Annotated in this window: 10 protein-coding genes; 1 reads left to right on the top strand and 9 read right to left on the bottom strand. The window is 28.9% G+C overall.

Annotated elements, in window-relative coordinates; genetic code table 11:
- Nucleotides 1-48 precede the first annotated feature (48 nt).
- Nucleotides 49-1,164, top strand: coding sequence for a glycosyltransferase (locus L3B98_RS19125; RefSeq protein ID WP_077360297.1), 1,116 nt, complete (start codon nt 49-51; stop codon nt 1,162-1,164).
- Nucleotides 1,165-1,205: 41 nt separating this feature from the next.
- On the opposite strand, the gene rho is transcribed toward L3B98_RS19125, so the two are convergent.
- The 9 genes from rho to L3B98_RS19080 form a co-directional block, all read right to left on the bottom strand.
- Nucleotides 1,206-2,708: a transcription termination factor Rho gene (rho, locus tag L3B98_RS19120; RefSeq protein ID WP_015390724.1), complete on the bottom strand. Its 1,503-nt coding sequence runs from the start codon at nt 2,706-2,708 to the stop codon at nt 1,206-1,208.
- 415 nt (nt 2,709-3,123) lie between these two features.
- Complete coding sequence (locus tag L3B98_RS19115) at nt 3,124-4,734, bottom strand: CTP synthase (protein WP_015390723.1); 1,611 nt, start codon at nt 4,732-4,734, stop codon at nt 3,124-3,126.
- 173 nt (nt 4,735-4,907) lie between these two features.
- Entirely contained in the window at nt 4,908-5,213 is a 306-nt protein-coding gene (locus L3B98_RS19110) for a hypothetical protein (RefSeq protein WP_077360293.1), read from the bottom strand.
- 278 nt (nt 5,214-5,491) lie between these two features.
- A complete protein-coding gene (locus L3B98_RS19105) occupies nt 5,492-5,908 on the bottom strand; it encodes a DUF1934 domain-containing protein (RefSeq protein ID WP_015390721.1) in 417 nt (138 codons plus the stop codon).
- 14 nt (nt 5,909-5,922) lie between these two features.
- Nucleotides 5,923-6,909 (bottom strand): tRNA 4-thiouridine(8) synthase ThiI, encoded by a 987-nt coding sequence (locus L3B98_RS19100; RefSeq protein WP_238917879.1) that lies wholly within the window; start codon nt 6,907-6,909, stop codon nt 5,923-5,925.
- A gap of 10 nt (nt 6,910-6,919) precedes the next feature.
- Entirely contained in the window at nt 6,920-7,684 is a 765-nt protein-coding gene (gene spoIIR / locus L3B98_RS19095; RefSeq protein ID WP_238917878.1) for a stage II sporulation protein R, read from the bottom strand.
- A 140-nt stretch (nt 7,685-7,824) separates the two neighbouring features.
- Entirely contained in the window at nt 7,825-8,667 is an 843-nt protein-coding gene (ispE, locus tag L3B98_RS19090) for a 4-(cytidine 5'-diphospho)-2-C-methyl-D-erythritol kinase (protein ID WP_015390718.1), read from the bottom strand.
- 143 nt (nt 8,668-8,810) lie between these two features.
- Nucleotides 8,811-11,438 (bottom strand): cyanophycin synthetase, encoded by a 2,628-nt coding sequence (gene cphA, locus L3B98_RS19085; RefSeq protein ID WP_238917877.1) that lies wholly within the window; start codon nt 11,436-11,438, stop codon nt 8,811-8,813.
- Nucleotides 11,410-12,255, bottom strand: a complete 846-nt coding sequence (locus L3B98_RS19080) for a cyanophycinase (protein WP_015390716.1) — start codon at nt 12,253-12,255, stop codon at nt 11,410-11,412. Before L3B98_RS19080 ends, cphA begins: the two co-directional genes overlap by 29 nt.
- Nucleotides 12,256-12,267: the final 12 nt, after the last annotated feature.

The following is a 12,267-nucleotide window of genomic DNA, read 5'->3' as shown; positions in this document are numbered from 1 at the left end:
TACATGGTAAGCCATGTAATATAATACATTTTGAAATGAGTGACTTTCATGAAAAAAGTTTTAATTTTAACTAATTCTACGGGACAAGGGCACAATCAAGCGGCTGCTTCTGTAGAAGAATCTTTTAAAGCTGCTAATTACGAAGTAAAAAAAATGGATCTTCTAGCTAAAAATACAAAATACATTAATGAGATACTTGTAATAGGTTATGAATTTTTAGCTTCATACTTCCCAAAAACTTACGGTTTGTTTTACAGCCTAACTGATACAAAATTAATTAACAAAATTTTAAGACCTTTCTTCTTTTTTGCAAGAAGAAAAGCAGTTACTTTAATAAACGAATTTAATCCTGATGTAATTGTTGCCACACATTCTATAAATATCAGTGTGATTTCTCCATTAAAAAAACAAGGATTAAAAATTCCATTTATTTTAATTGTTACAGACTTCAAGGCACATTATTTATATGTAGATCCTTATGTTGATGTGTATATAACTGGTAGTAATTATACAAAACAATCTCTAGTTGATAGACATATAAATCCAGACAAAATATATCCTTTAGGTATTCCTATTAATAGCAAATTTTATACTGAAGTTACATCCGTTAATGAATTAAAAAATGATGGGTATTTCAACCTATTGCTAATGAGCGGTAGCCTTGGATTAAATACAATTTTTCTAGTTCTTAAGGAATTATTAAAAAATAAACATAAATTAAGAATCACAGTTGTTTGCGGAAAAAATGATAATTTAAGAAACAAATTAACTAGTTACTGCAACAACAATACATTTGAAAACAAAAAACTTCATATATTAGGCTTTACTAAAGATATTTCATATCTAATGGATTATTGTGACATTATCATATCAAAACCAGGTGGCTTAACTGTTACAGAATCCATAGTAAAAAATATTCCTTTAGTTATACCATTTGCAATTCCTGGCCAAGAAAATGAAAATATAGATTTTCTAGTTGGTGAGGGTTACTGCATACATGTAAAACACATACGGGATATTAATAATGTAGTTGATAATTTAATAAATAATCCTGAGGAATTATCAAAAATGAGAAATAAATTAAAAGAATTAGCTGATACCTATTCTTTAACTGAAATAGTGAATATTTCAAACAAATTAATTTCTAACAGCAAAAAAAGATGACCATTTATAATATTGGTCATCTTTTTTGTCACTCATTTATACTATGAATTTCTCTTTTGAAAAACTTCTATAAATTCTTTATTATTTTTAGTTTTAGATAATATGTTAATAAGATTTTCTGTAATATCTTCAATATTCCCATCTTTGTACATAGTTCTTCTAATTGAAAACGCTACTTCTAATTCTTCTTTTGATAAAATTAAGTCATCTTTTCTAGTTCCTGATTTGTAAATATCAATTGCAGGGAAAATTCTTCTTTCTTGTAATCTTCTATCTAAATGAACTTCCATGTTTCCTGTTCCCTTAAATTCTTCAAAGATCATATCATCCATTCTTGAACCAGTTTCAACAAGTGCAGTTGCAAGTATTGTTAAACTTCCACCTTCTTCAATCTTTCTAGCTGCCCCAAAGAATTTCTTAGGCATAATAAGAGCCCCTGGATCAAGACCTCCAGATAAAGTTCTTCCTGTAGGAGTTATTGTTAGGTTATATGCCCTCGATAATCTTGTTATACTATCTAGAAGAATAACAACATCTTTACCTTGCTCAACCATTCTCTTTGCTCGTTCTAAAACCATTTGAGATACTTTAGCATGATTTTGTGGTTCTTCATCAAAAGTTGAATAAACTACATCTCCGTTTATAGATCTCTTCATATCTGTAACTTCTTCTGGTCGTTCATCTATAAGTAATACAATAAGCTTTGTATCAGGATAATTTTTAGCTATATTTTGAGCAATCTTTTTTAATACTGTAGTCTTTCCTGCTTTAGGTGGCGCTACTATTATACCTCTTTGCCCCTTACCAATAGGACATATTATATCCATTAATCTTGATGCTAAATCATTGCTATCAGAAGTTTCTAGTCTAACTCTTTCCTTAGGATATATTGGAGTTAAGGTTTCAAAGGATTTTCTTCCTATAGCCTTTTCTGGGGCTTCTCCGTTAACCTTTTGAACAAATAAAAGAGCTTTAAATTTTTCTCCTTCTTTTGCTTCTCTTACCTTTCCTTCAACTTCATCTCCTGTTCTTAAATTAAATCTTCTAATTTGAGATGGAGATACATAAATATCGTCACTGCTAGTTAAATAATTCTTACATCTTAAAAATCCAAAACTATTGTTTTCTAATATTTCTAAAATTCCATTTGCAACACTAGAATCATTTATCATTTCTCGTAGATTTTCTTTTTTATCATTTTTTTCAACTCGAGCATTATCTGAACTCACATTAGAATTATTATTCACCTTCACATCTTCTCTTTGCGTTACCTTTACAGCTTCATTTGTATTATTAGGCTTTGAAACTACGCCTTCAGTTGCATTATCAGTCCTTGAAACTACAGTTTCATCTGCCTTTACAGCTTTAGGTGCTATATTTTCTCTCAATATAACTCCATCTTTTTTTATAAAATTATTTGAACCTTTCAAAATTTCTTCAATCAATTCATGCTTTTTGAATTTAGATATATTTTTAACATTTAAATCCTTTGCAATATCCCTCAAACTAGTTAAGGTCATACTTTCATATTCTTGTTTTGTCAAAATTGCACCTCCAATTTATAGATATAAATCTATAAAAATAAATTATTTAGTTTTCTCATTAAAATCTTGGAATTATAATCGTAAGGTAATAAGATGTGATTTTGCTGTGGAATAAATATAAGTTTTTAAGATATTCAACTTTTATTTAACTCATATCATTAATGTATAAGCTTCACTGCATAGCCTATATATGTTCCAATTATCAATTATCAAGGTTCAATTAACGATAAAGCTTAAATAGAAATTTCCATTATCACCTTTTCTTTCAGAATTTTTTTAATTGATATGTAAGATATTAATTAGAGCTTATATATCTTTAAAATTATGTTGAACTGGCAACTACCAAAAAGTAATTACCAGTTCAAACTATTAATCTTTATTTATATTATATCTTAAACTAAAAAATAAAACAAATTTACTTTCCTTGATTTTCTTTTAATGATGCTTCTATAAATCCTACAAATAATCTATGTGGCTTATTAGGTCTAGACTTTAATTCTGGATGGAATTGAACTGCTACGTACCAAGGATGATCTGGAACTTCTACAATTTCAACTAATCTATCATCAGGACTTGTTCCAACAATTTTCATTCCGCCTTCAATTATTTGTTGTCTATAATCATTATTGAATTCATATCTATGTCTATGTCTTTCTTCAATTAATTCCTTCTTGTATACATCATATGAATTACTGTTTTCATCTAATTTACATGGATATTTTCCTAATCTCATTGTTCCACCGAGATTTTCAATATCCTTTTGATCTAGCATTAAATCTATTACAGGATATTTTGTATCTGGATTTATTTCTGAACTATTTGCATCTTCAAATCCCAATACACTTCTTGCATATTCTATTACAGCACATTGCATTCCTAGACAAATCCCTAAGAAAGGCTTCTTATTTTCTCTTGCCCATTTTATTGCTGAAATTTTTCCTTCTATTCCTCTGTCACCAAAGCCACCTGGAACCAAAACACCATCTACATCTCTAAGTAGTTCATTTACATCTCCAGTTTCAACCTCTTCAGCATTTACCCATTTTATTTCTACATTAGTATTATTAGCATATCCACCGTGACTTAATGCTTCAACTACAGATATATATGCATCGTGCAATTCTACATATTTACCTACAAGTGCAATCTTAACATTGTTCTTAAGATGTTTAATCTTTTCAACCATGTCTATCCATTCTGAATTATCTATATCTTTGCAACCTAGATGTAGTTTTTCACAAACTAAATTATCTAACCCTTCATTATGTAACATTAATGGTACTTCATATAGATTTTCTGCATCTAAATTTTGAATTACAGATCTTCCATCTATATTACAGAATAAACCTATTTTAGCTTTAATATCGTCATTTAATTCTTTTTCAGCTCTACAAACTATTATGTCTGGTTGAATACCTATCATTCTTAATTCTTTTACAGAGTGTTGAGTAGGTTTTGTTTTTAATTCTCCAGCTTTTCCTAAGTATGGCACTAACGTAACGTGGATGTAACAAACATTTTCTGCTCCAACTTCACTCTTAATTTGTCTTATAGCTTCTAAAAATGGCTGAGATTCAATATCTCCAACAGTTCCACCAATTTCAGTTATTACTACATCTACATCTCTTTCATTTGCTACTTGATAAACCTTATCTTTTATAGCATTTGTTATATGAGGAATTACTTGAACAGTCCCACCAAGATATTCTCCTCTTCTTTCTTTTTCTATAACAGAGCTATATATTTTACCAGTTGTAACATTAGAATTTAGAGTTAAACTTTCATCTATAAATCTTTCATAGTGTCCTAAATCTAAATCTGTTTCAGCTCCATCATCAGTTACAAAAACTTCCCCATGTTGATAAGGACTCATAGTTCCTGGATCTACATTTAAATATGGATCAAATTTTTGAATAGAAATTTTTACCCCTCTATTTTTCAATAACCTTCCAAGAGATGCTGCTGTAATCCCTTTACCTATGCCTGAAACAACTCCACCTGTAACAAAAATATATTTTGTATTCATTTTATCCTCCCTATGTAAAAAAATTTTATACAATTTTTTATTGACTTATTATTTCAATAATGATATAATACAAATTACCCCATAAATTAAATACATAAGCTATGGGGTATTTGTGTTGCTTAATAACATAGGTAATATCATATCACACATCAAACTTAATATCTAGTCTTTTTTTATAAATTAATCATATCATTTTTTTCTATACTATTTTCTAATTGAAAGTATTCTTCTCTAAAAAGCCTGTTTACAAGGAATTTTTCTTCTGCTAATCTCAAATTTTTATTAATACTCTTTGATGTTTTTAATTTAAATACTTCTTTAATTTTTTCAGTGTCAAGACAATTATTATTTTTTAAAATTAATAATAATATGTATTTGTTATCTTTATTTTTTAGAAATTCTATAAATTTTTCTTCACTTATTCCATAATAATTACATACATTGTTTAATATTTTTACATACTTTAATGCATTTCTCATTTAATCACTTCCATTAAAATTATATCCACATATATTTAATTTAATCATTCCAACTTTAGCACTTATAAATTATTAATTATCACCATTAACCTATTCATACTAAGTAAGTACTTCCAAGTTTTTGCGTCAACCCTTGATTTTATAAGCTTTTGTCTCTTATACATAACTTACTTTTAATAAGCAAAAAGGAGTATTGCTCATGATTTAAATTTCAATCATTTTGCCTACTCCCTTATTAATTATCTGTAATACACTCTAAAGTTACTATACTTATGAACTTATTGTACCTTTATGTCAATATTCAAATTTGTTTTTAATGCAGGTTGCTCTCCAATTTCTAATATGTATATTGTATTTATACTTCCACCATCTTCGCTAACATCTATATTAAGCCTTATTGTATCTATTTCAAGATCCATTACTCCATAAGGTGTTTTATACATGGATACTGTTCTTTTATTTTTCACAAATTCCATTTTAGTTTCTGTAGTTCCTTCTCTTATTAAATCGAAAGAATCTTTTCTTATTATTATTGTAGTTTTTGTTCCCTTCATTCCTGAAAGCTCTGTTTCATCGTATTGCACCTTGAAACCATCTTCTATTTCACAAAAATCACCAGGTGTTACTACGCTGATTAAATCTTCTTCATCATTTAGGACTGTACTATTAACAGCAATAATTGCTTTTTTATTCATTATCTCACTCCAATTTAATTAATATTGTATTTCTCTAATTCTTCTTGAGTAATAGGTTCAACTTCTTTAGCTTCACTAAATTTTGTTGAGAATTTCCCATACCTAACTTCAACTAATTTTTCATCTTTACCTTTGCTATATCTTGCAGACAATCTGCATGCCAAGGTCAAATCCTCGTCTGTTGGGTTATTTCCTTCTGGAATTATTACCATTGCACCACTAAACTTTGTTGTCAAAAACATTATATCCTTCTTATTTAACACTGCTTTTATTTGTTGACCTTCTTCAGCTGTTCTTGAAACTATTATTTTAGTATTATTACTAATAAAATGTCTTCCATATTTAAGTAAATGAATATCCTTTTCTGTAACTTCTTCTTTTCTACTTAAAATTTCTTTCAATCTAACAGCATAACCTGGCTCAGTTAATTTACAACCTCCAGCTGGAGATGGATAATCTTTTATTCCCCATTTCTCTGCAAGTTCCATTTGAGGTTTTCTATTTCTTCCCGAAATATCTAATAGCTTTTCTCTATCAACTAGTCCATCTATTTCCATTTGAGTTTCTTTTAAATTTTTTGCACATAAAGGTCTTAAGATTTTATCACTAAATCCAGATTGCTTTTTTACTACATCAAGTGCAGACCTATTTTGTGACATAGGTCTTTGATTTAATACTTCACCAGTAATAATAAAATCTGCACCAAACTTTTCTAATAATTCACCTGAATATCTCATCATCATTGAATGACAATCTATACAAGGATTTATATTTTTACCCCAACCATGCTTTGGGTTTTTAACCATTTCAAAATGTTCTTTCGAGAAATCTACAACTTCTAATCTTATTCCTATTTGTGCAGTCATTCTTTTGGCATTTTCTTCATTAAAAAAATATGATTTAAAACAAATACCTATTACTTCTATTCCCTGTTCTTTGATCAACTTTGCAGCTAAGATACTATCTAATCCACCTGAAATCATAGCTAATGCTTTTGTCATTTTGTTCCTCCTAATTAAATAAATCATTAAATATTTCTAATATCTTAAATTTCACTTGTACCTTATTTTCTTTATTTTCTTCATCATCCACTTTATTAGTGTCAGCTCCATCTATGTTTAATTCTGATTTTAAATCAGCTTGTTTTTCATTTGCTTTAATTCTAGCTTCTGTCTTATCATATTCTACTTGTGCCTTTGATTCATCTACAAAACATAATGGCGGAAACATAACACACCACCAATTTTTGCCCTGTCCACTTCCTATTATTACTCTAAAAGCTTCATAATTTCCTTGAGGTAAAATGATATTTCCATAAGACTTTTCCGGAAAATTTTCTCTGGATAATTGTGTAGCCACGCTATAAGAATAATTATTTTGCTTAATTACTTGCTCTGCAATTTCATGAACCTTGTCCATATTTCTCTTAATTATCTGTCTAGATTCATCCAGAGACTGCGAATTACTTAAATAAGGATATAAATAGTCTATAACTTCGTCTCTAACTTTTAGCTTTAGTTTTTGATCTTCATCACTATCGCTATTAGCAATAACATGAAATCTAATTAATGAATCTTTTACTTCATCATAATTCAGAATTTCACTCTTTTCTTTATTATTAGCATTTTCATCAGTTGCATTCCTACTCTCTGTACTTACACTTCTATAATTATCCTTAAAGTTACCTTTTAAGCTTGTACATCCTGTAAGTATATGAGTACCAAATATTATTGTAATTATAAAAATTATCTTTCCTAATTTTAATTTTTTTTTCATAAACAAACCCCCTTGTAGTTGAAAGTATTACCACTTGGAGGTTTTTTATACGTTATGTTTTTAAGCATATAAAAAATATATTATTATTTCAATATATGACCTATATGATTAACTCGCCTTACACTTTCATATGCTCTACTTTAAATAGTTCTTGTTATAAATACATCTTTATATTTTTTCTTCATATTATCGTAACACGTTTGAGCCTTTAGCATATCATCAAAAAAAGCAAAAACTGTAGGTCCACTACCACTCATCATAGTTCCTATAGCACCATCTATAGTAGTATCTTCCTTAATTCTTGATATAATTCTATGCTTTCTTAAAGTAACATTTTCTAATAAATTTTTCATGTTATTTGCTACAAAATATATATCATCCTTTTCCATATTCTTTATGAGCTCTTCTATCTTTGGATGAATTATAACTTTTGATAAATCAAACTCCTTATACACTTCCTTGGTTGAAACTCCAAAGGGTGGTTTAATTAAAACTAAAATTTTATCTTTAAATCTTTTTAGTTCAGTAATTTTTTCACCAATGCCTTCACACAATGCAGTTCCACCATTAATACAATAAGGTACATCTGCTCCTAACTTTAACCCTAATGCCTTTAGATCATCATCACTAGCATTTATATTAAATATTTTATTCATAAGTTTCAAAACAGCCGCTCCATCAGTACTTCCACCTGCTAATCCAGCTGAAACTGGTATATATTTAGTTATATCAATATCAACACCATCACTTATAGAATAGGTTTCTTTAAAAAGTTTTGCTGCTTTATATGCTAAATTTCTTTCATCTGTAGGTACGTAATGCTTATTGCATTTTATATTTATTCCAAAATCGCTCTTTTTAACTTCAATTATGTCATACAAATCTATTGTTTGCATTATCATTCTTAGTAAATGGTATCCGTCTTCTCTTTTACCAACAACATCTAAGGCAATATTAATTTTTGCATAAGCCTTAATCTTCATTTTCATATATCCTTTCCCAAACATTTTAACAACATTTTATCATAGGTAAAAAATCTTGTCTAATTATGTTTAGCTTTAAAAGGCTATATTCTTTATTAAATAATATAAAAGCATTTCTATTTTCAAATTAATTTACATCTACTTTATACTGTTTTACATTTTTCAAAAGTATTTATTTCATTTATTTTTTCTTTACTTACAAACTCTAAAAGCGGCTCCAATTTTTCATAGAATACTACAATTGTATCTCCAGGATTGCTTATATTAATTGCATTATTTAAGGCTTCCACCTCTTCTAAACATATCATTAAATTTGCATTTTTATTAACCTTCAAAACTGCTTCTTTTAAAAGTTCTGCTATTTCTCCTGGTTTCCTTCCTCGCTTATCCCTATCTTCCTTTATAACTATTTTATCTAAAGTATTTGCACATATTTCACCAATTGCATATCCAATTTCATTTTGTCTATCTCCTGGTATCCCAATCACCCCAATCAAATCATTTTCTTTTTTCATACCTATTAACGATGATATTACAGCTTTATAACCCTCAATGTTATGTGCATAATCTAAAATTATTTTTCTATTTTTGTAGTCATACACATTAAATCTTCCTACATTAGAGTTATTGCCTAATCCAAACTCCATGAATCCTTTTGTAATCATACAATAATCAACTTCTAGAGCAACTAATCCTCCACACGCTGCCATTGCATTTTCTATATTATATTCTAAGTTTCCATCATAAGTTATTGGCAAGTCCTTAATAGAAACGATCTCATATTTTCTCTTATTATTAACTACAATTATCTTATCATTTTCAATAAATATTGCTATTTTACCTGTAGCTATATTTTCTTGTACCAATGGATTATCTTTAAATTTCGAAAAATATATTTTTTCTGCCGTGAATCTATTTATTATGGTCTTACTATATTCATCATCAGCATTTATAACAACAAATCCATTTTCTTTTACAGCTTCTCCAACTAGTGCTTTTACGAAACACAATTGCTCCATAGAATCAATACCATCTAATCCCAAGTGATCATTGGTTATATTGGTTATGATTGCAACATCAGCTAGATCATATGCTAAACCTCTCTTAACCAATCCCCCTCTTGCAGTTTCTAAAACAGCTATATCTACATCTTTATTCATTAGTATTGTTCTTGCACTATCAAAGCCTGTATCATCACCTTTATGGATGCACTTATCATTTAAATAAACACCATCAGTTGATGTCATTCCTACATCATTTCCTATTTTCTTTAAAACATGACTTATCAATCTTGTTGTTGTTGTTTTTCCATTAGTACCAGTAATAGAGATTACAGATATGTTGCTTGGTTCTTCATCATAAAGCATTTCAAATATTGCTTTTCCTACATCACGCCTTTTCCCCTTTGAAGGATAATGATGCATTCGTATTCCTGGAGCTGCATTTACTTCTAATATTATCCCATTACCTTCATCAAGAGGGATACTTATATCTTTTGTACAAATATCTATTCCACATATATCTAATCCCAATATTTTAGCTGCATTTATGCAATATTCTATATTTTTATCACAAATTTTCTCAGTACAATCAATTGCCATACCACCAGTTGAAAGATTCGCATTTTCTCGTAATACTATTTTTTCACCCTTCTTAGGAATATAATCTAATTCAAAACCTCTCTTTAAAAGACATGAAATTAATTCAGAATCAATTTTTATCTTAGTTAATGCTTTTTCATGATCCTCCCCTCTTAATGGATCTTCATTTATAATATCAATAAGCATTTTCAAATTATCTTTTCCATTTCCAATAACAAAAGGAGCTATTCTCAATGCCACTGCTTCAACTTTATAATTAACTACACAAACCCTATAGTCTTTTCCTTGATAATATTTTTCTATAATAATATCTTTATGAATTTTTTGTAAGTTAATATACGCATCAACTAACTGTTTATGATTTTTAATATTTAGGATCACTCCATTTCCTTTATTACCACATTGAGGCTTCAATACCACAGGATATCCAATTTTTTCTGCCTCCTGTAATAACGAAAATAAATTATGCACTTTATGCCCCTCTGCCACTGGGATATTTTGATTTCTAAGCAACTCTTTAGTCAAAAGCTTATCACAGGATATATCTACCCCCACACAGCTTGTTTTATCACCTATGGATGCTTCAATTATTTTAGCCTTTTTACCATATCCAATCTGGTATATGTTACTATCCCCAAGCTGCATAACTGGAAGTTTATATTCTTTAGCTGCATCACAAATTGCCTTTGTAGTGGTCCCCATATGCTCTTTTTGCAATATTCCTTTAATTATTTTTATTCTCTGCTCATAATTTAAAGGCATTTGCCTAATTAAAGAATTTATTAAATCAATTGCTAAATTAGCTACTTCATGCACAGTATTTTTATATTCGTATTGTACTATAACATAGTATATGTCTCCACTAACCTCTCTTGCCTTACCATAAGATACATCTATGCCTAAATTGTTTTGTATTGCTATCATTATATGTTCACAAATATGAGCTAAATATGTCCCTTCCTCAAGTCTTTTAACAAAACCACCATTTTCATCAATTCCACATCTATGCTTTTTAAGTTCTGGAATGATTTTAATAAGATTAATATTAAAGTTAGGTATTTCAGCACTTGAAATTTCTGAATATCCTTCTAAATCAACATCGATTCTTATACACTTTTTATGAGAATAGATATTTTGCCCTTCATATATTCTCTTTTGTATTATCTTCATGATTAATTTTTTCCTCCTCAAAAGGTGACTTTTTTATAAAATCAAACTTATTGCCATTCGTTAAAACATGTAATTTTACGTTATGCATGCTCAAGATTTCATCTGCATGCAATTCTGATACATTTGTATATGTAATTGTACTGCCATCAATAAAATAAACTGCACCTTCTCCTATAACCTCAATAGTGCCAGTCTGATTAACTATTATTCCTGTATTTTCATCTATTCCTATCCCCAAAATTTCAGGATTTTGAGCAATTCCAGCCAAAAGTCTTCCTATCCTTCCTCTTTGAGCAAAATGCTGATCAATAATAACACCTTTAATCAATCCAAACCCAGGCGACATCTTTAAAGTACACTTTCTAGGAGAATCATCATCATCACCTTGAACCACCATAGTATCGCTCATAACTGATGCTCCAGCGGATGTTCCAACTATAAATTTTCCTTTATTGCATGCCTCTTTCAATTCATCATAAATAGGTGTCCCACCAATTAAACTAGTTATTCTCAATTGATCTCCACCAGTAAAAAAAATTAATGCAGACTCTCTGATTATATTTACATTTCCCTCTTCATAAGCATCACATCTTTCAGCAATATCCAACACTTTGATATTTCTGACATTAAGGTTTCCAAAAACCTCTTTATATTTTGCTGCTACCTCTTTAGGATATTCAGTTGCAATTGTTGCAATTACTAATATATCCTTTTCCTTATCAATTGAATCACACACTCGTTTTAATATTTCTTTTTTTCCTTCTTTATCTTCAGCCCCCCCGATTATTATTAAATTTCCACTTAATATGTTTTCCAAAAATTATCACCT

The organism is Clostridium sp. YIM B02555 (assembly GCF_022320955.1).
GTDB lineage: Bacteria > Bacillota > Clostridia > Clostridiales > Clostridiaceae > Clostridium > Clostridium saccharoperbutylacetonicum.
This window is presented reverse-complemented; position numbering and strand designations above follow the sequence as displayed.

Excerpts from the sequence above, each read along its gene's own strand:
- L3B98_RS19125 (WP_077360297.1), top strand. The coding sequence starts at position 49 with ATGAAAAAAGTTTTAATTTTAACTAATTCTACGGGACAAGGGCACAAT.
- L3B98_RS19115 (WP_015390723.1), bottom strand. The coding sequence starts at position 4,734 with ATGAATACAAAATATATTTTTGTTACAGGTGGAGTTGTTTCAGGCATA.
- L3B98_RS19110 (WP_077360293.1), bottom strand. The coding sequence starts at position 5,213 with ATGAGAAATGCATTAAAGTATGTAAAAATATTAAACAATGTATGTAAT.
- L3B98_RS19105 (WP_015390721.1), bottom strand. The coding sequence starts at position 5,908 with ATGAATAAAAAAGCAATTATTGCTGTTAATAGTACAGTCCTAAATGAT.
- L3B98_RS19100 (WP_238917879.1), bottom strand. The coding sequence starts at position 6,909 with ATGACAAAAGCATTAGCTATGATTTCAGGTGGATTAGATAGTATCTTA.
- spoIIR (WP_238917878.1), bottom strand. The coding sequence starts at position 7,684 with ATGAAAAAAAAATTAAAATTAGGAAAGATAATTTTTATAATTACAATA.
- ispE (WP_015390718.1), bottom strand. The coding sequence starts at position 8,667 with ATGAAGATTAAGGCTTATGCAAAAATTAATATTGCCTTAGATGTTGTT.
- cphA (WP_238917877.1), bottom strand. The coding sequence starts at position 11,438 with ATGAAGATAATACAAAAGAGAATATATGAAGGGCAAAATATCTATTCT.